Raw genomic sequence first — 24,660 nt, forward strand, 5'->3', positions numbered from 1 at the left:
TATAGTAATCGAAGGAGGTTTTTGCCCTATGCTCAAAATAGGATCGCACGTATCGTTCTCCGGCAAAGGTTTGCTGAATGCTGCAGAAGAGGCTGCCACCTATGGTTCAAGCACGTTCATGATTTATACAGGAGCCCCGCAAAATACCCGCCGCAAGCCCATCGAGGATCAATTCATCTCCGAAGGCAAAGAAATGATGGCCAAGATGGGGGTAGATGAAATTGTGGTACATGCCCCCTACATTATCAATCTGGGATCTTACAAGGACGACACATTCGAGCTGGCCGTCCGGTTCCTGCAGGAAGAAATCAAGCGAACCGACTACATCGGCGTCAAGAATATCGTGCTGCACCCAGGCGCCTACACCGACAAGGATGCCGAATACGGAATTGCCCGCATCGCCGAGGGCTTGAATGAAGTACTCGCCGGGGTCAAGCATACCGATGTCAAAATCGCTCTGGAGACCATGGCTGGAAAAGGAACCGAGATCGGTCGCAGCTTTGAGGAAATCGCGGCCATTATCGAAAAGGTGGACGACAACAGCAAGCTTTCCGTTTGCATGGATACGTGCCACATTCACGATGCCGGCTATGATATCGTCAACGATTTCGATGGCGTCCTCGAACAGTTTGACCGTACCATCGGCCTGGACCGTCTGGCTGTCGTCCATCTGAATGACAGCAAAAATTTCCGTGGCGCAGGCAAAGACCGCCACGCCCCGATCGGAGCCGGACTCATCGGATTTGATGCGATGAACTACATCGTGAATCATGAGAAAATCCGCCATTTGCCGCTGGTGCTGGAGACGCCTTGGATCGGTAAGGAAAAAGGCAAGGAACGCCCGATGTACGAGGCAGAAATCGCTCTCCTGCGCGGCGACGTGAAAGGCAGATTTGGCGAAGAATTCCTCGATCATGTGGAACGCCTGGACTTCTTCTTCCGCAAGCAGGATGTGACCAGACGCGACTACATCGTAGGAATCTGGGAGCTGCTCAAGAATGACGCGAAAGCAAAGAAAGCCGATGGCCGCGAGCCGATGGAGCGTCTGTATGACATGGTGAAAGAAGCCAGACTGTTCCCTGAGCTTTCGGAGGAGCAGATCAACCACCGTTTGACTGGCTATTTTGCATTTCCTGCTTTGGCATAACCTACATCATAAGGAAAAAAAGCCGAGCAAAAACAGGAGGACAACCTCCGTTTTTGCTCGGCTTCGTTCATGTATGAGGAGATGTTTACAGCCTTCATATACATGGCAGCATCCGCTTTTTTCAGCAAATCCACGGCATCCGTTCCGTGATCAGGGAACAGCGCAGGTCTACGTCCAGCACCATCACGGCGATTGCAGACGCTTCCCCTTCATGCTGTTCAATCGCTTGATTCAGCTCGTCATAGAACTTTCTTCGATTAGGCAGACCGGTCAATTCGTCATGATAGGCCTGATGCTTGATTTTTTTCTTAACCCGATTCTCTTCCGTAATATCTTTAATAATCAGATGGTTCCCCACGACTTGTCCCTGAATTTCAACAGGTACATTCATGACACTCAGCTCTACACGACGTCCGCTCGGATGCAGCAGAACCGTCTCGTAGCTTTTAGGCATCCGCTCAAAGGATTGATCATACCATGCCTCGGTTTGATCTCTTACTTCTTCCGCAAGAATGGAACTGATGGTGGAAATAGGCTGATTGATATAAATCCTCTTCCCGAAATCCTCCTATCCTGGTGATCGCGGGATTCATATTCATAATCTTTCCAATCGAAGACACAAGAATGGCGAAAACGACAGACAGAATGACCAGCTCTGTATGATACAAAACCTTTACGGGTAGGGTAGCGGTTCGCTATCGGTGACTCGTAAGCCTGTGAAGAAGACTTACTGGCAGGTTTTGTTTCGTTTGTGTGCATAGGGTAGAACCCCCCTCACTGTTTCATACATTACTACCATCATAAAGAAGGCAGGCAGGGTTACACGTAAAGCTTCTGAGCAACTTATGCCACTCTCTTAAACAGTCATTTAACTTGGAATCCTAAGAAAAAGCAGCGATTTTTACCGCTGACTGTGTCTGGTTCTGCCGGGAAAATCCCGGGTGTAGAGTTCAGGAGCGTAAATTTCCATGACCTGCTACTTTCCTACAATCAAAAACCGGTCCTTCCATGTCAGGAAGAACCGATTTTTCTCTTGATTTGGAAAAGGAATACCCTCTAGGGGTGCCTAAGAGCTAGCGATCGTCACGATCCTCGGCGCGGTCAGCGGTTACTGCGTCAGAAGTTGCTGCGTCACCAGCACCCTCGCCGACTTTATTGCCCACTGCTCCACCAACGATAGCGCCGGCAATGGTGCCAATCGGACCAAACACGGAGCCTACCACTGCACCTACACCGGCACCTCCAACGGTTCCCACAGCTTCACCTGCATCCACGCCAGCTGCATCCATCGCGCCATGATTTTCTTCGTTTTGCGTGCGATTATCTCTGTCAGCCATATCGTTCACATCCCTTTTTGTAGTAGGAAAGCATATGCAGATATGCAAACACTATCCAGAACCATAGGATGCCCGACATGAGATGGAATTACTCCGTATAAGCACCTGCTTTGGATGTTAAAATATCATGAAGCGGTTCCTTACAGATTCGCTAGTCGGATTTCGATTGTTGTTCCTTTATCTTCTTCGCTGATTACTTGAGGCATTCCATCATGGTTTTACTACTTTATATGGGTACCTGGTCACTTATTTATTCCAGATATACTCGTATGATGGAGGTGCATCAATGGATACATGAAGCTCCTGTGCAGCCCTTTTTGGCCAGTAAGGATCTCTTAATAATTCTTGGCCAATAAAAATCAAATCAGAATGCCCGTGAGCCAGTATCTCTTCGGCCTGTAATCCCGTTTTGATAATGCCAACTGCCGCTGTAGGAACCTGTACTTCATTTTTTATCTGTGATGCAAAGGGAACTTGATACCCTGGACCAGGACTTTCCGGGAAGTTAGGTGGAACAACCCAACCAGAACTACAATCAATTAAGTGAACACCCTGTTCTTTCATCATCTTTCCATAAATCATATAGTCATTTATCGAACATCCGTCGGGGTGGTAATCGGTCGCTGAAATCCTGACAAATAGTGCGCTGTCCCATACATTTTTAATTTCATGGATGACCTCTTTTAGAAACTGGTACCTTTTTTCCAAATTGCCACCATATTTATCATCACGTTTGTTAGATAACGGAGATAAAAATTGATTAATTAAATATCCATGTGCAGCATGGATCTCCAATACATCGAATCCAGCTTGTTTTGCTCGTCTAGCAGATTCTTTAAAAGATACTATCACTTCACGAATTTGCTCTTCCGTCATCGCTTCAGGGACAATGCTGTTCTCATTGTAAGGGATTGCGGATGGAGCCAATATCTTTCCTGGTACTTTTGATTTTCTACCCCCATGACAGAGCTGAATACCTATTTTGGCACCTTGTTCATGTACCATGGTAACAAGCTCTTTTAAACCAGAGATGTGTGCATCCTCCCAGATTCCTAGATCATCAGGATCGGTTCGCCCATCAAGAGATACTGCTGTTGCCTCCACCATGATGAGACCTACCTGTCCCACAGCCCTACTTGGGTAATGAATTTTATGCCAATTGGTAACTTTTCCATCTTCTGCCTTGCAAGCATTCATGCCCATTGGGGACATGACAATTCGATTTTTTAGAGATACACCACCAATAGTAATTGGAGAAAAGAGGATGCTCATATAACCACCTCAAAATTGAACTGAAATTTAGTTCAAAAAAATTTGAACTAAAGTATTAATAACACAGTTTGGATAGAATTGCAACTATTCTCTAAACTATACATTTAATGAAAAACATAACTTTCTAGCATCAACTTGACGTCATCAAATACTCCAGCTCGAACTCCATATTTATCTTGGTTTGAAAAAGGAACATGGTGTATCGTGATTAATCCCGCTGTTCGCAACAAAGACAGATGATAATGCAAGTTGCTCTTTGACAAATCCGTTAACTGGACCAAATCTGAAAAGCTTCGATTTCCTGATGAAAGGATTTTCAAAATACGGAGTCTCTTTTCGTCTGATAATGCTCTCGTCATTCTCATTAAGCTATTTGGAGGCATGGAATCATGAACTTCAATGGCCTCAACTGGATATAATATGATCATAAACCCTTTGAAATCATCAAATATGACATTCACAGGTTTAGTATGATAAACAGGAATTAAGATTACTTCCTTCAACTCCGGGTGTTCTTCTACTATTAATCCATTGCATAGCATTTCTACTGTTTTTTCAGGGCCGAAATTCCTTAAATGGTCTTCAAATCGGTTCTTTTCCTGTAGAAGAACTTTTTGGATGTCAGATTCCTGATCTTTGTAGTATGCTGAGTACCATTGTTTAAAAACATGGATAGCATTCTTTTTGATTGTCCCAATTTCATTTGGAACATCCTCAAGTAAAAATGGTGAAACTTGTTCTAAAGCATTTAATTTGGACAATCAATGGGTTAAGAAAGTTAAGAATGAGTTGGATAATGATTTCATTACGGAATTGGACAGCATATCACTACCATTTCCACTTATCGCTTTATTAATCTGGAGGTGCCCAGACACTTCCAAAGTGGATGCTATTATAAACTGGTTAGATACCTTAACAGCCGGTGAGGTATTTGAATATTTGTAATATACCATTAAACTTGAAAGAAGATCATAAACAGGGCTAATATGCTATTTTAATTGATACGACATAATTTCTACCTCCTCCTCAGTGAATTAGATTCGATTTTCTATCGATATTCAATTTTCAATCTCTACAGTAAGACTACATCACCTCTTTTTTCTTAGATCGCCTAAAGTAAAATCACGTTTCATATTTGCCAAAATACTTATGGAAGATCTCAGGATCACGTTTCTTTATCGATAGAATTGTGCTTTTGAATGCACTTTTTACTATTTTTCTCTGATCATTTGATAAAATTTTTAACACATGTATCGAATCCTCGATATATTTGATTCCTTCAGCAGTCGAAAAAATTTTCATGATATTCCATCTCACATGTTCGTTTTCTGAATTAATCCAAATATTTAATCGATTGATAAGATGTTTCGGATAGTATTTTAATATTCCATCCCCAATTGCAAACGCTCCTAAGTTCCTTTTAACATATCTGTCTTCATCACATAATAAGGGCTCGATCAAATCAATAAGCAGGTCTGCATAGTTCTCTTCCAATTTCCTTGCTGAATATTTTACCGCTACTACTACAGCTCTTCTGACATTTGGTGAATGATTTTTCGTCCAGCCCAATAGAACAGGGTAAAAGTTTTGAAAGTTATTTGTTAATACAATAGCACATGCACTTGCAACCCACTCTCTTACTTCCCAGTGGGTATTATCCGCTAGTTTTAATAAAACCGAGTTTACTTCTGAAGGATTAACATTGTAATGAGTGGCTAATACTATGGCTCCTAACTCTTCACCTGTCGGACTTTTCGAATTCGCGAGTTGAATACCAACATTGTAGATTGTCGCTGATTGTTGTAAGCCCAGGTAAATTATTTTTAGCGCCTTATCTTTGACTGATTGTTTGGGGGTAATTGCATGTTTTGTGACTTGCATATGCAAAATATCAAGCATTACAGAAATATCACTTCTTACTACAGCATCTTGAAATCGTTCTTCCCACAAATGGCATCGCCTACTCTCTATTTTTCTGCATTAAGGGAGTAATATTCATCCATAGGTTAGGTGAGTCTGCCCTACCTTTACCTCCGATATCGAATGCTCGTGAGTGTAACCTAACAGGATTAGTTTCGTTTGTTATACTCATATTCTGATTTTAAAATGGACATTAGGAAAAGAGATTCAAACTCGTCTCCAATTTTCAAGCATTCTCTTAGTGTTCCTTCTATAGAGAATCCTTCCAACTCATAAACGGATTTCGCACGATCATTATTTACTTTTACATCTAACCATAATCTGTTCGCTTTTAGTTCTTCAAATACCCATTTTTTAATAAGCTTTAAGGCTTCTCTCCCAACCCCCTTTCCCTTCTCAGTAATGACTATCCTCATAAATTCAATACTTTGGTTTGGATTCTGTAAACCAGCAATAATAATGAATCCCAATGGATAGTTTGTCTCTTTATCTTCAATAATCAAATGAGCGATGTCTTCATTGTTAATAGCACTCTCATGTTTCCTTCTTTGCCACGGAATAATAAATTTCTTGTTCTCTTCTCTTGATTCAACACGAATTACGAAGTCAAGGTCACACAAGTTTGTTTGGCGAAGGCGAATTCTTGGTGATTCTTCGAAAATGGTAGTGGATATGTTCATTTTATGCTCCTTTGTAAGATTTAAGCGTAAAAAATTTAAATTCTTTCGCCTAGATAGATCTAAATTATTTTTAAGTGCCAGTTTTATATTATACAAAGTATTTAAACAATTATTTAAACAACCCGTCCCTAACAAGACGGGTTACGCATGTTTGTTTTGAACAGTAAAATAAACTTATTGTCGTTCAACAACTTTACGTTGACATAGTTTTGTCAGTACCCCTAATTTGTTGTTTCCTGACTTTGTAATAGTTCAGGGAATAAATAATGTATAACATGCATGGTTAAACGTCGAGGCTTTCCTTTGTATGGAAAAACATGCATATACATTGATGGATTAAAGTTCGCTTCAATAATTCCGTAAGCGTTTTTATTAGCTGCAGGAACTTCTGTATTTTCAATAATCAAATCAATTCCGCAAATTTTGACTCCAAGTGCGGATACAGCATCCGCTGCTATTTTTTTATAATCCTCAGGTATTTGATCTGTTACATCAATCGAGTCTCCACCTGTACTTATATTAGAGTTTTCACGTAAATAGATAATTTTTCCATTTTCAGGAATTGAATTTATTTGATATCCTTGACCTTTAAGCATCAGGTTCTCCAATTCACCCAATTGTATACTTTCTAAAGGGGTTCGATGATCTCTTCCCCTTAACGGGTCACGATTCTTTTGAATGACTAACTCTTCAATTGTATGGTTGCCGTCACCTTTAACATTCGCAGGAATTCGTAATAAAACAGCATACACTTTTTCATCTAAAACAAAAAATCGATATTCTGTTCCTTTAATAAATTCTTCTATTAGTATAGAGGAGTCCTCTTTAAACGCCAGTGTGATGGCTTTTTGATAATCTTCGTAATTTGCTCCTTCTTTAAAGATTGAAATTCCCAATCCATAGTTTGTTGTTTTCGGCTTCACAACAAAAGATTTGGAAGAAAATAAATCATAGGAACGTAAAGCCTGTTCGATTGTCTGGAATTCCTCACCTTTCGGCACGCGGAATCCATGTTGTTGAAGTATCTTCTTTGTGACTGTTTTATTTTCCATAATTAATGCTGATACATAGCTATCTTTACTTGTCATATTCCCATTTTTCACATATTCAACATGGTCTTTTAGTTGAAGCTTCAAAAATTGATCTTGCCGATCCAAAACCTCTACTTTGATTCCTTGCTGAATCGCATCAAACATTAAAATCTGAGTGGACAACTCCATGTCGATAAATCCTGATAATTGATATGGCTTCTCCCATGATTTTTTATAGTTTTCTTTCGCAATAGAAGTAGCCACTTCGTTTTGACTGCTTTTTTCACTCTCTTCATATAGTCTTCCAGCCAGAGTCTTACTTGGGTTCATTAACATTTCTCTGAGATGAACAAATAACGTATCCGAAACTGTTAAATTTAAGATTTCCACTAAATGTTCCATCTCATGAATTATATTTTTAGCTTCTGCTTCAAATTTGGTAGGCTCTAATGGATGCTCAAGAGCCACTATATCATTGTTAACGTCGCCCATTTTTACCCACTCATCACAATTTTCCCCCTCATCTTTCCATAGTAAATAAATTAAGAAAAGATGGAGAAATTCTGCTTGTTCATAGCTAATTCCATACGTTTCAAAAGGATTTAAATCGATATTACGCAATTCGATATAACGAATACCATGAACTTCTAATTCCGCGGCATTACGCCCACCTCTTAAACGGACAGGTGAATAAAATTCTTTTTCTGCAGATAGAAGTCCTTTTTTAACCATCGAAGAAAGATCTGTTAGATAGTTCTGTATACTGCTATATGACACTTGAACATCATTAGAATTAGTGTAACCATACTTACTGCTGCTTCGAATGCTTCTTACTGCCTCATTCAACAAATCCTTTTCAAAAAAATTTTTTTCACTAATAGGAGATGCTCCATAAAAATAAGTGACTATCCATCGATAATGTAAATAGTTTCTTGTGGCTTTTAGGTAAATCTCTGTTTTAAAATGGATATAATCTTTAATCTCCGATTGTGCATTAAATAATGCTTGAATTAACTCATCGCCAAATTCAAAGTTAAAATGAACACCACAAAGCATTTGCTTACGACGGCCATAAGAATTGGATAAAGTTTGGCGATATCGCACATTTTCATCACTTTTCAATTTTGCAATCACGATATTTTCTTCTTTTTCTGGTAACTGTGGCGGCATGCTCAATGGCCAAAGCATCTCATTTTTACCCATAGAACGATAAGCAACGTCATGGATTGCGGCTAGATAATTAAACAGTTCCTCTAATGTCTCAGCAACAGGTGTAATTATTTCCATCTGTAATTCTGAAAAATCCCGCTGAATATACGGATGCTCATCTTGCTGCGAAATACTTTTAGGGTGATCTGTTTTAGCTAAATTTCCGGATAAGTCAACTCGCTTACTCTCTTTTTCAACTCCATAACGGGCTTTTAATAAATATGGTTTCACTTGGTCATCGACTAACATTTTCTTAAAATCCATAGGTAATTTCCCCCCTAATTAAAGCATTCGTCTTTTTAGATAAAAATATCCACATTCAGTTACAATGTGGATATTTTTATTTCAATTCCTAAATGAATTAACCTAAGTACTTCATATGGAAATCGAAATGCTCATCTAAGAAAGTAGCAATAAAGAAATAGCTATGATCATAACCTTCAACTTTTTGATAATTCACTACTTGATTATTTTCTTTAGCATTATTTAAGAAAATAGTTTCTTTTAATTGTTTGGAATAAAACTCATCTTGAGTTCCTTGCGTAATGAGGATAGGTGGAACGTTAGTTTCTTTGACCAGTTCTGAAGCATCCCATTCTTTCCAGGAGGTTTGGTCTTCACCTAAATAAGATGAGAAAGCTTTTATCCCCCATGGAACTTGACTAGGGCTTAAGATTGGAGAAAAGGCAGAAATCGCTTTGAATCTGGTCGGATTTTTTAAGCCAATCACTAAAGCACCGTGGCCACCCATTGAGTGGCCCATTATGCTTTCTTCTCCTGAAAAGTTTGGTACCAAAGTTGAGGCAACGGCTGTCAATTCATCCACTATATACGTATACATTTTATAATGCTTTGCCCAAGGATCTTGTGTAGCATCTAAATAAAAACCTGCACCTTGGCCAAGGTCCCAGGCTTCATCATCAGCAACATTTTCTCCACGTGGTGAAGTATCTGGAATCATGACTGCGACTTGATATTTTTCAGCCAATCTTTGAAATCCACTTTTTTGACTAAAATTATCATCTGTACAAGTTAAACCAGATAACCACCAAATGAGAGGGATCTTTTTCATTTCTTTATTTGATGGCAAGTAAATACTAAATGTCATATCACATTGCAAGACTTCTGAATAATGACTGTACTTACATTGTTCTCCACCAAAAGAGCGATGTTTTTCAATAAGTTTAAGACTCACTTTCTCACTCTCCATATGTTAAAATCGTTCGGATGGACTCTCCTTTATGAAGCAATTCAAATGCCTCATTGATGTCTTTAAAGTTTAAGTGGTGTGTGATATACGGATCTAAATCAATTTCACCATTCATAAACTCTTTAACCATGCCTGGTAGTTGAGTTCTTCCTTTCACTCCACCAAAGGCTGATCCACGCCATACCCGACCTGTTACTAATTGGAATGGACGAGTGTGAATCTCTTTTCCTGCGCCAGCTACCCCGATAATCGTACTTTCGCCCCAGCCTTTGTGACAACATTCAAGAGCAGACCTCATGACTTCCACATTTCCAATACACTCAAAGCTATAATCGACTCCTCCATCCGTCATTTCAACAATGACTTCTTGGACTGGTTTATCAAATTTAGAAGGGTTTACAAAATCGGTTGCGCCCATTTTTTTGGCTATTTCAAACTTATCCTCATTTAAGTCTACAGCAATGATTCGGCTTGCTTTTGCTTGGACCAATCCTTGAATAACAGCTAATCCAATCGCTCCAATACCAAATACGGCTGCCACAGCCCCTTCTTCCACTTTTGCTGTATTGTGTACAGCGCCAATCCCTGTAGTAACACCGCATCCAAATAGACAAACTTTATCTAGTGGCGCTTCTGGGTCAATTTTTGCTAAGGAGATTTCAGGAACGACTGTATATTCACTAAATGTACTTGTTCCCATGTAATGATAAATCGGCTCTCCATTATAAGAGAATCGAGTTGTTCCATCAGGCATTAAACCTTTTCCTTGCGTTTCTCTTACGGCACTACATAAGTTTGTTTTACCAGAACGACAGAATTTACATTCTCCACATTCAGCCGTATATAATGGAATAACATGGTCCCCTGGTTTTACTGAAGTCACTTCATCTCCTACAGCGACGACAACGCCAGCACCTTCATGACCTAGTACAGCAGGAAATACGCCTTCTGGATCATCGCCTGATAATGTAAAGGCATCTGTATGACAGACTGAAGTATATAGAATTTTTACTAATACCTCTTTTGCTTTTGGTTCTTCTACATCGATTTCAACGATTTGAAGTGGTTCCCCTGGTTTAAATGCAACAGCAGCTCTGCTTTTCAAATGAATCCCTTCTTCCTTTTTATTTTCTAATTTTATATTACCCACAATTACATATTATATTCGATCAAACAATACTGACGTTTTTGTCACTATAAACAAAATAACAACAAAGAAAGGAACATAATAGAAATCATTACGGTAGGAACATTCAAAATGCCACGAAAGGCTTAAATGTTATTCATAGTCATCTTCCAAAAGAAAAGACACAATTCATATTTTAGAATTGCGCCTGATACTCATTTCTTATTATGTCGAAAGTAAGCATAAGAAATGAGTGAGAGTTTTCTTAAGGTTTTAAAACAACTATACTCCAGTATGTTGTTGGCTGAGACCATATTAAAATTTATTATATATAGCTTAATCTCTATAAGTTCCTTTCAATTTAGCTGCTTTGATTGAAATTAAATCCATTAACTCAGGTGACAAAGCATCATAGGTAGGCAGGCCTTTATCGTGTAAAGCGTTTCTAACTTCACTCATTTTTGAAGCTGGTGATCCTGTTTCAATTATTGAAGAAACAAACCCTGCGAATTTAGGTGCTGACCACCTTTTTCGTCAGATAATTCGGTGTGTACAAAATCTAGTCCATAAAATGCGTGGTCCTTATTTTCGATTCTTCCAAATAAGTGAGCTCCACAATCTTTACATGCATAACGTTGAATTATTGATGATTCATCGACAATCTGTAATTTATCTTCATTCTTTAAAACTTTAACATTTTCTCTACCGACAACGGCAACAAGAGAAAAAATAGCACCTTCTGGTTTCCAACATTTAGAACAGCCGCAGGCATGGTTGTGCATAGTTTGTGCCTCAACAGCTACTTCTACAGGATTGTTTTCACATAAACATTTTAATGTTCCACCAGAAAAACTGGGGTCTTCTTCATAAGAATATCCGTTATCTAATCTTGGGTGAAGGAAAATTTTTGACATAAAATACATCTGCCTTTCTTTATTTAATAGTCTTAATGAAAATTACTATGATTCTTTTGTTCCATGATTATACGTGTAATTATTTTCACAAGGGGAGGTGTGGTCGCAATATACCAGTTCGTTTGCATATTTGTGGGAAGATCCTTTTAGACTTAAGTTTCAACCGTACAAGTTGTAATGAAGATATTTGTTGTTCACCGAAATACTCTAAGTGTTTCTATTACACTCGATTTAGTCTCTAGAAGTTAAAATCGTACGATTGGATTTTCCTTTATGAAGTAATTCAAATCCCTCAGTTATGTCTGTAAAGTTTAAGTGGTGTGTGATATACGGATCTAAATCAATTTCCCAAGACCAAATACGGCTGTCACAACCCCTTCCCCTTTTGCTGTGTTGTGTACAGCGCCAATCCCTGTAGTAACACCGCATCCAAATAGACAAACTTTATCTAGTGGCGCTTCTGGGTCAATTTTTGCTAAAGAGATTTCAGGAACGACTGTATTTTCGCTAAATAGTACTTTTCCCCATGTAATGGTAAATAAGTTCTCCATAATAAGAGAATCGAGTTGTTCCATCAGGCATTAAACCTTTTCCTTGTGTTTCTCTTACGGCACTACATAAGTTTGTTTTACCAGAACGACAGAATTTTTCATTCTCCACATTCAGCCGTATATAATGGAATAACATGGTCCCCTGGTTTTACTGAAGTCACTTTATCTCCTACAGCGACGATAACGCCAACACCTTCATGACCTAGTACAGAAGGAAATACGCCTTCTGGATCGTCGCCTGATGAAGTAAAAGCATCTGTATGACAGACTGAAGTATATAGAATTTTTACAAATACCCCTTTAACTTTTGATTCTTCTACATCGATTTAAACGATTTGAAGTGGTTTCCCTGGTTTAAATGCAACAGCAGCTCTGCTTTTCAAATGAATCCCTTCTTTCTTTTTATTTTCTAATTTACACTTACCATAATTACATATTATAATAAAATGAATAATACTGACGTTTTTGTCACTATAAACAAAATAACAGCAAAGAAGGGAAAATAAAAATGGAAATCGAATATAAAGAAAAAACTTTTTTTACTAGCAAAGATTTGGCTTTATCAGTTATAGGTGGACGATGGAAAATAGCGATCATATGGTGTTTGCTCCAACAATCCCCATTAAGGTTAAGCGATATACAAAAATACCTTCCTGATGTCAATCAACGTATGTTAATTAGACAATTAAGGGAATTAGAAGATGATAAAATAATTACTAGATGTGTATACCCGGTTGTACCTCCTAAAGTGGAATATGAACTAAGTGAAATTGGTTTACTTCTAGAACCCGTGGTAACTTCCATTTGTGATTGGGGAGATAATTTTAGATTATTTTTAGAGGAAAATTCCGATGAAGCATCTGTTGAATAAGATTGAATATCCTAGATCTGGAGCTGCACGATCGATCCAAAGGATTCTTTCACAATCTTGCATTTTCCCTTCCGGGGTATCTCGCTTCAGTACGTTATTCACAAATAAGCTCACTTCTATATCCCTCCAACTGGAAAGTTGTTCTCTTTGATTATCAAGGGATTTAAGGTTGAGCTAACCCGTTGCTTCATATCAATCACCCAATATCGATTGGCGATTAGGTGCTTCACAATTTGAATACAAGTTCCCTTAGGAAGTGCATACTGCTTATCTAAAGCTAAGGTCACTTTGGCCAGCGGGGTATCGCTCTGCCTAAGTGCATTAAAGAGATTTGGTTGCATTTCGTTTACAAGATCTTTGTTAACATGTCCTAGAGAACTTAATGTCTTGGCCGAGTGAAGCCACTCGACATTCTTTACTAAATCATAGTTAATTTGTTGCTCAGTGATTAAAAACCACTCAACCCCCATCTCCTTAAGGAACTGCTTCTCGATTTGCATTTTCTCCAGAGTTCTTCTATTCAACTTGCTGATTGGTTTTATAGAGTGCGCGATAAAACTGACGTCTTCTCCATTCTTTACTGTAAGAACCATATCTACTGTCATAACGATTGGATGCTTGGTATTTGGATCAATCGGATGTCGAATTCCAAGCTTCTGAGCGATAAACAGTGTTTTCTCAATAGGTAGTAGCGGGAACTGCTCCCGAATATCGACTACTTCTTCAGACCATTCCATCTGATAATGATGCGCGAGTTCAAAATGTTCCGACAGGTAATGATGAAGCCGCCCACTCTTCCACCCAAGTACCCTCGTTACTACCCCTGTCGAGGGCACATCATGAATCGTTAGCCACGGTTTATACTCAGCAAAGTGCCCCGCTCCTCTCCCCTCCTTTATTCTTCGTGCTATCGATGCTACAGTAGTTCTTGTTCTAGCTTTAGCCACTATTCTCACCTCTTTTTGTTAAATTTTTCTCGACATAAACATGAATCGAGAAGAATAATATTTAACACGGATAATATACAATTATTAATTAACCTGTCAATGGATATTGTTAAAAAAAAATCAACTATGTTATTCTTAAAGGGAAATGCGTGAGATCAATGGAGGTCATTACAATGTCTCAACTCGGGGAACGAATTAAAGAACAGAGAATAAAGCAGAAGTGGACCCAAGATGTCCTTGCTCAAAAAATTGGCACTTCAAAGCACGTTATTTCAAATTGGGAACGCGGGGTGGCGAACCCTGATTACAAACAAATTGTCCTTTTGTGTAATACCCTCTCTGTATCAGCTGATTATTTGCTCGGCATTACAGAGTTTCCAGATCCATACTACAAGGACCCATTTGGTCAGTTACTCTTACTCCCTCATGTCGACTACTCATTTGTTAAGAAGAACGCATGGGATTTACTGAAGCTTATTAACTCTGGAATCGTATTGTCTGTGAACAATGAGAAACTTACCAGTAAAGATAAACTCCTACTTCACGAAGTAATTTCATCGATAGTCAGTAGGCTTCACGAGGTGACTCTGGAGACCGAAGAAAGAGTAAAAGAACAGCTTGCGAAACAAATTTTGGATGAGCCTTCTCCGGACAATTCATTATTTTAGTTTACAACGGTGTCTTCGTTTCTCTTTAAACGCTTATATTTTTTCTAACCCTCCTGCTCTAAATGCCTGAGAAAATGACTATAATCATTTATTAACCTAGATGCCTCTTCTCGTCACTCCAGCTCATCTTTTCTCAGATTGCTGTACTACTCCTTTGATTCTTTACTACTATAATTTTATCCGTTTATCGATATTTTAATCAGCATGAATCTTTCATTTTCACAAGCGCATTTAGAATCGTCTAAAAATCCGAAAACGGCAGCCTTGGACAAGAATCTGTCCTAGACTGCCGCTGTTTTATTGAACTATCGAACCCGTTAGTTGAATATTAGCTACTGTGTCTCAATAATTCTCTTGCTACCTCATCTAATTCACTTGCTGCTTCGGATTCACTTGGATTATATGCAATCCTAATCAGTTCCGGTTTCATTTGTACGATAGTTTCTTTAGATAGTTTACTCACTAAACCAGTTAAAACAAAGTATTTCCAGTCTTCATCGGTTGTTTCTAATACATACCTTATGTGGGGTACCAGCTCATTACCTAATGGGAGCAAAACATCCCTTATTTCAGGATATACAGGCCAATTTCCATCTTGAAGCCATGTCATTAATTCTGGAATAACAGATCTTATAAGATCTTTATCAAGCTTCTTAAGCTGGCCAGTCTTCTCGTGATCCATTTTATGTTGAGGAATAAAATCTCTTACGTTCAATTCTATACCTCCTGCCTCTATGTGTTTTTGTTCCCTATTCTTTCAGAGTGGCATGAATTTGTCTCACTATCCTGTCCAACAGCTTAACGACAACATTGCAATCATCGTAACAAACAGCCAATATTTAAGCACGAAATAGAATATCAATATCTCCATCCACAAAACCAATTCCAATTGCAGATGCACTTTTGAGGATGTTTGCAAACTCTCCTTCTTTAAGGTAACGTTCCACTAACATCGTAATGTAGTTTAAACCTTGTTCCCAGTGTTGAATATCTCCTGATCTCTTTATAGAGAAAATATCTTCTTCCGAAGAAAAATAGTCGGTACAAGCCCAATCTGAGTCATCCTCATCGAATTCATCTGAACCAATTAAATGTATATCGTAAGTCTCTCCGGAACCTTCATATAAGTTAAAATTGAATGCTTTTATTCCTTTGGGGATTTCTTGCTCTAAAATATGATTTAACCAATTTGAAAACAACTTATAATTCTCCACAATACATTCCCCCCTAGTCTTGTTCAATTTACTTTACTATAACATCTAAATTCCACTCAAAAGTATATAAGTAGATTGTTCTACTAAACTGCTCGTTAGCGTAATGCCCTGCCGTATGCATATACCGTTATTTCCATAGTCTAACATTTTATCAATCTAAGACTCTTTTCTTTAAACATTGCAATGCAATTGATCTCGCCACCTCCTTTCTAATTAAACACTGTTCGACAAGCAATGTCCCGGAAGCATAAGGAACTCGAGAGTTAGTTAATTATCGATGAGGTCTCTTACCCAGCACGTTTGTCATCACAACTGAGTACAAAATGTCTTCATAGGTTGAAGCATCAAGCTTGTTTCAGTGTGTCCGAGATTATGGGCCACCAGAAAACACTTAATCTTGTAAAAACTACGCATATCTGTACAATTTCATATATTTTTTCAGGAATTCTTTAACTTTATGATATTCATAATCTCCCTCTGGTCTCGAATTGATAACATTCTGAATCCATTGACTAGTAACAACTCTACTTTATTAAGTTCTTCGGCTAACTCTAGAATACCGTCTTTGTTTGCTACATCTCCAAATAAGAGCCATGTTGCATTAACGTTAAACACTTTAATAATTGCGAGAATAGTCTCAAGCGAAGGATTATATTTGTTCTGTTCTAGCTCACTCAGAGTTCCCTGAGATACACCAATAAGTTGTGAAAACTCAGTTTGGTTCATCTGATTTCTCTTTCTAGTTTCCCTAATTCGCTCTCCTAACATTGGCTACACCTCCTTCTTCATAAAGAAGTCCCGATGACCTAACAAAGCGTCATCGGGACTGTACTAGGAGTTCCACACTTTTTTTACTGGTTCCACAGTTTCTTTACTGGTTCCAGACTTTTTTTACTGGTTCCACACTTTTTTATCACCAGACAAAATTGTCTAAAGAAAATAAAGTTGTAGACTGGAGTCGTTGATTTGACACGGTTTTTGAGTTGGAAAATCGTCAGTTTTTGAGAAATAAGTTTTAGACTGACAACATAAGACTCATCTCATCAACACCGAAATGAGAAAATAAAGTATTAGACTTAGGTTTCTATAACAACACCTATTGAATGTCTATATTTAACAATGGTTTCATTAATTTTCGTTATACAATCATCCATATCTTCATGCAAGTCTATCATATGCTTTTCGTCAAATCCTTTGGGTGTAATCGCTCTGTCGAATTGATCTAACGAAATAGGAATGCAAAATAAAGAGCCTTGGCTTCTTGAACGCATTAGTTCACTTATTATTTTTAATTCTTCTTGAAAATAGCCCGTTTGAATAATCGACTGTTCAGAGAAACATACGATAACAAATTCTGACTCTTCAAGTGTCTGTCGTATTTTCATCTTCCAATCCTCACCAGGGAGGATATCTTCTGTATCGATCCACACTTCTATTGCATACTCTTTAAGTTGCCTATACAATTGTAACGCAATATTCTTATCAATTCTCGAATATGAGATGAATACCTTAGCTGGATTTACTATATGTCTAAGTTCTTTACGCAATAACTTTGTTTCTTCCAATAACTCATTCACTCTATTGTCTTCCCAAACAAAATTATTTAGTGTAAACATAAGCACTTTCGCAGCTTTTTCATGAATATCCCATAACTCATTAAGAACTCTACAGGCACGTTTGGCATCAAATAACTCAAGATTTTTTCCTTTTCTTAGGTAGTATATGAACCAACCTGCTTGCAAATTTGTTCTCCATGGTTTAATTAAAATAATTGACAATATTTCGGATAATAATTCAATATCCTCATCTGATTTAGCATTCTCAACTAATTTTGCAAAATGAGCTCGTCTGCGTTCTGGTTGTGAAAGTTGATGTAATTCCCAAAACCTCAACAATTCATCAAAATCAGCTGCTATGATACCTATTCCGCCGTGAGTGTTCTTTATTTTCTCTTTTAGTTCTCTCCATCCTTGATCAATAAATTTATCATTCTCATCCCAAACTAAGCCTTTTTCATACTCATGAATTTTAATGTCAATCACTCCGAATCCATTGAACAGTTTCATTCTCGGCACTATAATCAAGTCCTGTAAATAGCATGTCTTCTTCACCTGAAAGATTGATACAAAATATTGGTTTTCCTAGTCTGCTAAAATAGTCTAATTCAAAATTAACCCAATCAGACTCAATGGAGTTCTTTGTTTTAACAAATACCAAGTTTCTTGATTGCTCTAACCTTTTTTGTAATACAACTTTTGTATATTCACTAACGAGCTCTCTTTTTAGGAAGTCATTGTCACTTGTCCAGTCACAATATACATTAAGAGAATGCTTATTAAAGGCTTTCATTATCTTCTTTATGATTACGGAGTCTTTGTAACTATGTGAAATAAACAAATCATATACTTTTTTGTTTTGTACATTGTTACTTTCAATTCTGTTTAACAAATCGAGAGGAGTCATGTAAAACTGACTTCTCTCTGTCATATATTCTTTCTTCTTACCTTTGTAGTGTTTTCTTAATTTAACGTAGCTTCCTGTCGATTGTAGGTGCTTAAACGCCATTTCCCTAATTTGGTTATTCCGTTCGCTATCATTAAGCTTGTAAAAAAACTCAATAACTTTTCGTGATTTATATTTCTGTAGTTCTTTAAATATCTCCAGCTTTCCGTCAATACTTATGCCTCTTTTGTGATAAGCAGCAATAAAGGCATCAATATACAGTGGTTCAACATTTTGAATAAGTTCATTCGCTTTGGCAATCTTTTCATTCCTACTTTGAATAGCGCTTTGCCTTTTAGCTTTGAAATTATCGAGTTTTTGTTGATAACTATTCATGACAAAATTAGCCTGATGCTTGGCAATTGCACCCTTAGATAACATGTGTTTCACTTTAGGCAAATTAAGAAAATGTTCTCTCGGTGGATCAGGCTTGTATCTGATCTTCTTACCGTTCTTTAATAAAAATGCATCTTTCTTTTTATATAGATTATAACGTTGATCTAATTCCATCCACTCTCTAGGATACAGATCTTGAAATAACTTCAACAGCGTTTCAGCACTGTAGTTATAAGGTAATACATCAGATAAACGTCTCAATATTTGACTTAAAGTCTTATTGATTCGCATTGTTTCACCAACGTACTTTCTTTGGGCTATACCAGGCATACTTGCGATTCCCCTAGTTTCGAGTAAGTTTTAAACACTTTTTCGGATGTTATATTCGTCTATATTCTCATTAATGTTATATGCTATTTGAAGATATCCATCGATATTATCAATAAAATCAGACCACTTAACAGAACGAATGTACGAGGACTCTCCTATGTATATTTTGTTACCTTCACTATGGTTGCTACAATCATTGTAAGTAGGTGACTTAATATTAAACATATTTTCTCTTAATATTGTAAATAAGGTATTGGTTTTCAACGTCCTGCACTTACAATAGGGACACGAATTATCCTGAATGAAATACTCATAGCTGTTATATTGGTCTGGTAAAACAACTGCCAGTAATGCATTAGTCCTGCTTGTTTTTCCGTTTCTCGTAAGCTCTTTCAGTGAATATGAAATCTCCCAAGGTATCCACTGGTCTTCTTCACTAGTAAAAATCGACTTCATATTTTTTGAAATAAACACAAGGGTGATGCTGCTATCAAAAATCTTGTCCTTCAAGCTTGTCCATATTGTATCATCCTTAAAATCACTTAGATCCTCACCATCAGCCTCACCTTTGTTAATGTGGTCTTCTTCTTTTAACTTACTTTGCAACTCATCTACGTAATGTCTTACGGTCGTGGAATAGTTACCGTTGAGAGGATAAACACTACTATCAGAATATTTATATGAGATAAAAATTTTTCTTCCCATTATATTCACTCTCCTAATAGATAGTTTTTAATCATCTTCCATTTTTAAGAGTAGTAATAATCTTTATTACTCTGTTGATAATTTGTTGATGATCTTGAGTTGCATCCCCAATGAATTCGAAGTCGGATTTCAGTGCCGGAAAATCACTATAATATTTATCGAAATCCGAAATTACTTCATTCCATAAAATCTTACTCATATAACCGGTAGCACCAACTGGGATAACCTTAACCCCTTGAGTGACAGCAATATCAAACTCTTTTCTGACACCATCTGCATCTAATACTTGACCATCTACAATTTTATTGCCGAATATAAATATTGCACAACCAACATCTGATATAAAATCACGTCTATACTGATCCCACAGATCTTTTAAATCCTTACCATTTGTGGCATATTGAGGGAAAGGTCTAAGGATTAAGTAATCACCAATCTTTCTCTTATTTGTGGAGTACACAAAATCTAACGATCCATTAATAACAGCACTGCCTACTCCTAGTCCAAAGCCAGATGCGATTTTGAAACCAGCCTTTACTATTCCATGACTTAAAGTATGAATAAACATCTGTGCGTTATTGTCATCTTCAACAAATTGGCTATACTCCGCTGCGCTGCCAGATATGAGTATCTTCGATCTGCTATATCGCTCGAGTATAGTTTTAAGAATCTCAGTAATATCTTCGTACTTTTCAACCAATACAGGAATAATATGATACCTCTTCAAATCAGCGCATTTAAGTTCCTGTTTAATGGAGTCGTACCTAAACTTCTCATCTGCTTCTTCTGGAGGAAGATGACTGTAATCGTTCCTGTTAATCTTCTTAAAGAAGCAGTAATGTTTTCTTCCATCTTGCCCCAGCAAGACCCGAATCCGGCTTAAAATATATTCTAGGTCAGGATCTTCAAAACTATAACCTATGAAAAGAAAGGTTTTTGAAATCAAATCGCCCTTAAGCCCAATAGAAAACAACTGATTCTTATCATGAAACGTTTCATACTCATCTTTTATCAAGACGGTTTCATTCGCCCTTTCAATATCACCGTGCATCTTATACACAATCGCGTCTCTTTTGGGTTTCAAGAGAGCAAAATCGGCTTGTGCTATTTTTACATCTGGGTTTTTCCCAGCATCGGTTAATGATTTTTCAATAAGTCTGTCGTAATTTGTAGTCCAATATGTATCTATAGGTAGCTGTGCAAGTATTTTGTGGTTTTCATTTATTTGTGCCTCGGCAGAAAAGTTATCAATTACCAACTGTGAGAGTCTTTGGCGACCATTTTTATTAAAGAAATACTGCGCCAAAGAAATCAAATCGGTTTCTTTATCTATATCAAGCCCTAGCTCCTCCGCAGCCTCTTTAAGAAGCACCTTCCAATTAACAAATCCTGAAGCAGCAGATAAGCCAGCACCCGCAAACACTGCTGCGTTATCTTCATGAATAGCTTTTAGATATTCTTTTATTAAAACTTCTTTATCCGTACTCATTGAGTTACTCCTCCTAAATAAAAGGCGCAGCTAAATAAAAGTAATTTTAGCTACGCCTGATGTCTGTTAGTATTTAAATTCTGTCTCCGCCTGAGCCATTAACTCTGCCTGTTGAAGTACCAAATCAATTGCCATTTTTTCAAGATCAGGCGGATACCCGTATTTCTTCAACAGTCTTTTAACTGTAATCCGCATCTGAGCCCGTACATTCTCCCGCAGAGTCCAGTCCACCTTGATATTGTTCTTGATAGCCTGGGTCAACTCGTGAGAAATCTGTTTGAGAACCAGATCACCCATAAGCTCCTTCGCTGTTTCATTCGAGGCCAGCGCATCGTAGAAGGCTACTTCTTCCTTGATAAGTCCAAGATCCTCGCCGCGCTTAACGGCAGCGTTCATCTCCTTAGCCATCTGGATTAACTCTTCTATGACCTGCGTTGTCTCGATAGTGCGGTTGTTGTATTTACGAATAGCTTCCTCAAGCATTTCAGAGAATTTCTTTGACTGCACAATGCTGGTGCGAGATACAGCCTTTACTTTGCCCTGAAGGAGCCTTCTCAGCAATTCAACAGCGAGGTTCTTCTGCTTCAATCCTCGAACGTGCTCCAAGAATTCATTAGACAAGATGGCGATGTTCGGCTTCTGCAACCCGACTGCTTCGAGAATATCGACTACTTCGTCGGACATAACCGACTTGGAGATCAGTTGGTTCAGCTCCGCATCCAACTCATTCGTTGTCTTCTTCTTGTTCTCCGTCGTGATAATCTTGACGATTCCTGATTTTACAGCCTTGTAGAAGCTAATTTCTAGGTTGACCAGTTCAGCAGCTTCTGTTGTAGAGCATAGAGCGTAGGCCTTCGCCAGCTCCGTCGTCCAATTCACAAAGTTAAGTTTGCCTTGATCGCCAAGACCAAGCACATAGTCCACCGTCTCGACGATAGCTTTCATCCGCTCGGAGGCTTTCTCCGATTTAAACTTCGAGAAGTCATGCCCATGTAGCTGCTCACGGATAAGTTGAATTCGCTCCAACATGAAATCAACAGCTTGATCAGTATCAATACCCGCTGTTTTACGATCATTTTCCGTGTATTGCTGGAGTGCCGACTTCAACATATCCGCAATACCGATATAGTCAACGATGAGGCCGCCCGGTTTGTCACGGAATACCCGATTGACGCGAGCAATCGCCTGCATAAGGTTATGACCCTTCATCGGCTTATCTATGTACATCGTGTTCATACTCGGGACATCAAAGCCGGTCAACCACATATCGCGAACAATGACGATCTCTAGTGGATCGTTCAAATCCTTCATTCGCTTGGCCAGATGTTCCCTGCGCCGCTTCGTCCCAATATAAGGCTGCCATTCGGCTGGATCGCTTGAGCTTCCGGTCATGACGATTTTGATTTTGCCTTCATTGTCATCATCACTGTGCCAGTCCGGGCGAAGAGCGATAATCTCTTTGTAGAGATCGATGGCAATGCGCCGCGACATGACGACGATCATTGCTTTGCCGAACATGGCGCCTTTGCGCTGTTCATAGTGCTCAACCATATCTTTGGCTACTTGTTTAATCCGTCTCGCCGAACCAGCAAGTGCCTCAAGACGTGCCCAGCGGGACTTCAGCTTCTCTTGCTGCGAATACTCCTGATACTCGGTAATCTCTTCATATTCCTCATCAATAACTGGACGCTCTGTATCCGATAGCTCCAATCGTGCGATACGGCTTTCATAGTAAATCTTGACGGTCGTACCATCTTCCACAGCCCGGGTCATGTCATAGATGTCGATATAATCACCGAAAACAGCTGGAGTGTTTTTATCCGTCAACTCAACCGGCGTTCCAGTATACCCAATGTAAGAAGCATTCGGCAATGCATCACGCATATATTTCGCATAACCATACTTGATGCTTGCTTCATCATCCGATGCGACCATTTCAGCTTGAAAGCCGTATTGACTGCGATGTGCTTCGTCTGCCATTACGATGACATTGCGACGGTCCGTGAGCACGGGGTACTTGGATTCACCTTCTTCAGGCGCAAACTTATGAACGGTTGTAAAAATAATTCCACCCGATTCCACCGATAGCAGCTGTTTTAAGTGAGCGCGGTCTTCGGCGTGTTGCGGGGTTTGACGGAGCAAATCTTTCGACCTGCTGAAAGTAGCATACAACTGATCGTCGAGATCGTTACGGTCTGTTACGACGACAATCGTCGGGTTATCGAGTGTCAGAACTAGTTTACCGGCGTAAAAGACCATGGAAAGGCTCTTACCCGAGCCTTGCGTATGCCAGATAACTCCTATTTTGCGGTCGCCATCTTCCAGTGTCGCTCTTTCCGTAGCGGCTATCGCCTTATTGGTGGCATGGTACTGATGGTAACCGGCCAATATTTTGAATAGACGTTCTCCATCAGTCTGAAACAGAACAAAATGCTTGATGATGTCCAGCAGACGATTTTTCTCGAACATGCCCTTAATCAACACTTCGAGCTGCGGCAGGGAGGAGGAGGCCACATCCTCGCCATCAATGGTGCGCCACATCATGAACCGTTCCTCGTCAGCCGTCAGTGTGCCAACTCTGGCATTGACCCCGTCGCTGATGACCATGAAGGAGTTGTATGTGAATAGGGACGGGATCGCCTTTTTATAGGTCTGCACTTGATTGTACGCATCACTGATTCCCACTTCTTCATTGGAGGCGCTCTTCAGCTCCAGAACTGCAATCGGAAGGCCGTTGACGAACACCACGACATCCGGGCGCTTATCGACTTGGTTCTCAATAACTGTAAACTGATTCACAACAAGAAAATCGTTATTGTCAACGCGGTCTGGATGCGTGTCGAACAACCAAACTTTTTCGGTCGGATAATCACCATTGGAATTTCGATACTGAACATCAATGCCGTCCGTGATCATTTTCTGGAACGCTTTGTTGTTGATCATCAAGCTCGGGCTGCGAGGCACTCCGATGATGCGAATCGCTTCCTCGATGGCCTCACTCGGAAGTTGCTTGTTGATCCTGATGAGCGCTTCGCGAAGGCGTTCTTTGAGAATGACATCCTGATAGAATTGCCTCTCCGGATATTCACCTTCAGGTGAAATCTCAGGACCGTAAGCTTTGTTGTAGTTCATTTCTTCGAACCATTCCAGAGCAGCCTGCTCCAGGTCGCTCTCGGCATAAGATGTGGTGTACAGGGCCAT

At 38.9% G+C, this 24,660-nt stretch carries 22 protein-coding genes and 1 pseudogene; 3 read left to right on the forward strand and 20 right to left on the reverse strand.

Annotated elements, in window-relative coordinates; all coding sequences use genetic code 11:
- The first annotated feature begins 28 nt into the window (after window positions 1-28).
- A complete protein-coding gene (locus EDM52_RS21950; RefSeq protein ID WP_122911067.1) occupies window positions 29-1,147 on the forward strand; it encodes a deoxyribonuclease IV in 1,119 nt (372 codons plus the stop codon).
- A 121-nt stretch (window positions 1,148-1,268) separates the two neighbouring features.
- Here the strand turns inward: EDM52_RS21950 and EDM52_RS25315 are convergent, their stop codons facing one another.
- The 11 genes and pseudogenes from EDM52_RS25315 to EDM52_RS22005 form a co-directional block, all read right to left on the reverse strand.
- A complete protein-coding gene (locus EDM52_RS25315) occupies window positions 1,269-1,697 on the reverse strand; it encodes a diguanylate cyclase domain-containing protein (RefSeq protein ID WP_338068337.1) in 429 nt (142 codons plus the stop codon).
- A gap of 523 nt (window positions 1,698-2,220) precedes the next feature.
- Complete coding sequence (locus EDM52_RS21960; protein ID WP_122911068.1) at window positions 2,221-2,484, reverse strand: hypothetical protein; 264 nt, start codon at window positions 2,482-2,484, stop codon at window positions 2,221-2,223.
- Window positions 2,485-2,730: 246 nt separating this feature from the next.
- Window positions 2,731-3,756: an NADPH dehydrogenase NamA gene (gene namA, locus EDM52_RS21965; protein ID WP_122911069.1), complete on the reverse strand. Its 1,026-nt coding sequence runs from the start codon at window positions 3,754-3,756 to the stop codon at window positions 2,731-2,733.
- Between the two features lie 104 nt (window positions 3,757-3,860).
- Complete coding sequence (locus EDM52_RS21970) at window positions 3,861-4,517, reverse strand: winged helix-turn-helix domain-containing protein (RefSeq protein ID WP_122911070.1); 657 nt, start codon at window positions 4,515-4,517, stop codon at window positions 3,861-3,863.
- 361 nt (window positions 4,518-4,878) lie between these two features.
- The gene (locus EDM52_RS21975) at window positions 4,879-5,706 is read right to left on the reverse strand and encodes a DNA alkylation repair protein (protein ID WP_148038792.1); all 828 of its coding nucleotides are present in this window, start codon (window positions 5,704-5,706) and stop codon (window positions 4,879-4,881) included.
- Between the two features lie 119 nt (window positions 5,707-5,825).
- On the reverse strand, window positions 5,826-6,356 hold the full coding sequence (locus tag EDM52_RS21980) for a GNAT family N-acetyltransferase (protein ID WP_122911072.1): 531 nt from the start codon (window positions 6,354-6,356) through the stop codon (window positions 5,826-5,828).
- A gap of 221 nt (window positions 6,357-6,577) precedes the next feature.
- On the reverse strand, window positions 6,578-8,860 hold the full coding sequence (gshAB, locus tag EDM52_RS21985) for a bifunctional glutamate--cysteine ligase GshA/glutathione synthetase GshB (RefSeq protein ID WP_122911073.1): 2,283 nt from the start codon (window positions 8,858-8,860) through the stop codon (window positions 6,578-6,580).
- A 97-nt stretch (window positions 8,861-8,957) separates the two neighbouring features.
- Window positions 8,958-9,791: an S-formylglutathione hydrolase gene (gene fghA / locus EDM52_RS21990; protein WP_122911101.1), complete on the reverse strand. Its 834-nt coding sequence runs from the start codon at window positions 9,789-9,791 to the stop codon at window positions 8,958-8,960.
- Between the two features lie 4 nt (window positions 9,792-9,795).
- Window positions 9,796-10,911 (reverse strand): S-(hydroxymethyl)glutathione dehydrogenase/class III alcohol dehydrogenase, encoded by a 1,116-nt coding sequence (locus EDM52_RS21995; protein WP_122911074.1) that lies wholly within the window; start codon window positions 10,909-10,911, stop codon window positions 9,796-9,798.
- Between the two features lie 506 nt (window positions 10,912-11,417).
- Window positions 11,418-11,846 carry a GFA family protein gene (locus EDM52_RS22000; RefSeq protein WP_245997286.1) on the reverse strand — a complete coding sequence of 143 codons (429 nt, stop codon included), beginning with the start codon at window positions 11,844-11,846 and terminating at the stop codon, window positions 11,418-11,420.
- A gap of 341 nt (window positions 11,847-12,187) precedes the next feature.
- Window positions 12,188-12,723 (reverse strand): annotated as a pseudogene (locus EDM52_RS22005) (alcohol dehydrogenase catalytic domain-containing protein); the annotation flags it as partial.
- A gap of 182 nt (window positions 12,724-12,905) precedes the next feature.
- Here EDM52_RS22005 and EDM52_RS22010 point away from each other — a divergent pair.
- Window positions 12,906-13,268, forward strand: a complete 363-nt coding sequence (locus EDM52_RS22010) for a winged helix-turn-helix transcriptional regulator (RefSeq protein WP_122911075.1) — start codon at window positions 12,906-12,908, stop codon at window positions 13,266-13,268.
- A 116-nt stretch (window positions 13,269-13,384) separates the two neighbouring features.
- On the opposite strand, the gene EDM52_RS22015 is transcribed toward EDM52_RS22010, so the two are convergent.
- Entirely contained in the window at window positions 13,385-14,215 is an 831-nt protein-coding gene (locus EDM52_RS22015) for a TnsA endonuclease C-terminal domain-containing protein (RefSeq protein ID WP_122911076.1), read from the reverse strand.
- Window positions 14,216-14,388: 173 nt separating this feature from the next.
- On the opposite strand from EDM52_RS22015, the gene EDM52_RS22020 reads away from it, so the two are divergent.
- Window positions 14,389-14,883 (forward strand): helix-turn-helix domain-containing protein, encoded by a 495-nt coding sequence (locus EDM52_RS22020; protein WP_183185282.1) that lies wholly within the window; start codon window positions 14,389-14,391, stop codon window positions 14,881-14,883.
- A 328-nt stretch (window positions 14,884-15,211) separates the two neighbouring features.
- Here the strand turns inward: EDM52_RS22020 and EDM52_RS22025 are convergent, their stop codons facing one another.
- The 8 genes from EDM52_RS22025 to EDM52_RS22060 all read right to left on the reverse strand — a co-directional run bounded on the left by EDM52_RS22025 (window position 15,212) and on the right by EDM52_RS22060 (window position 24,660).
- A complete protein-coding gene (locus EDM52_RS22025; RefSeq protein WP_122911078.1) occupies window positions 15,212-15,598 on the reverse strand; it encodes a DUF5071 domain-containing protein in 387 nt (128 codons plus the stop codon).
- A gap of 124 nt (window positions 15,599-15,722) precedes the next feature.
- A complete protein-coding gene (locus EDM52_RS22030) occupies window positions 15,723-16,097 on the reverse strand; it encodes a hypothetical protein (protein ID WP_122911079.1) in 375 nt (124 codons plus the stop codon).
- Between the two features lie 438 nt (window positions 16,098-16,535).
- Entirely contained in the window at window positions 16,536-16,865 is a 330-nt protein-coding gene (locus EDM52_RS22035; RefSeq protein ID WP_122911080.1) for a helix-turn-helix transcriptional regulator, read from the reverse strand.
- 308 nt (window positions 16,866-17,173) lie between these two features.
- Entirely contained in the window at window positions 17,174-18,163 is a 990-nt protein-coding gene (locus EDM52_RS22040; RefSeq protein ID WP_148038793.1) for a toll/interleukin-1 receptor domain-containing protein, read from the reverse strand.
- Complete coding sequence (locus EDM52_RS22045; protein ID WP_122911082.1) at window positions 18,132-19,265, reverse strand: TIR domain-containing protein; 1,134 nt, start codon at window positions 19,263-19,265, stop codon at window positions 18,132-18,134. The genes EDM52_RS22040 and EDM52_RS22045 overlap by 32 nt, the downstream gene beginning before the upstream one ends.
- A 30-nt stretch (window positions 19,266-19,295) precedes the next feature.
- Complete coding sequence (locus tag EDM52_RS22050) at window positions 19,296-19,970, reverse strand: TIR domain-containing protein (protein WP_122911083.1); 675 nt, start codon at window positions 19,968-19,970, stop codon at window positions 19,296-19,298.
- A gap of 31 nt (window positions 19,971-20,001) precedes the next feature.
- Complete coding sequence (locus tag EDM52_RS22055) at window positions 20,002-21,459, reverse strand: SIR2 family protein (RefSeq protein WP_122911084.1); 1,458 nt, start codon at window positions 21,457-21,459, stop codon at window positions 20,002-20,004.
- A 66-nt stretch (window positions 21,460-21,525) separates the two neighbouring features.
- Window positions 21,526-24,660, reverse strand: coding sequence for a type I restriction endonuclease subunit R (locus tag EDM52_RS22060; protein WP_122911085.1), 3,135 nt, complete (start codon window positions 24,658-24,660; stop codon window positions 21,526-21,528).

The sequence above is a fragment of the Brevibacillus invocatus genome, from assembly GCF_003710915.1.
Classification (GTDB): domain Bacteria; phylum Bacillota; class Bacilli; order Brevibacillales; family Brevibacillaceae; genus Brevibacillus; species Brevibacillus invocatus.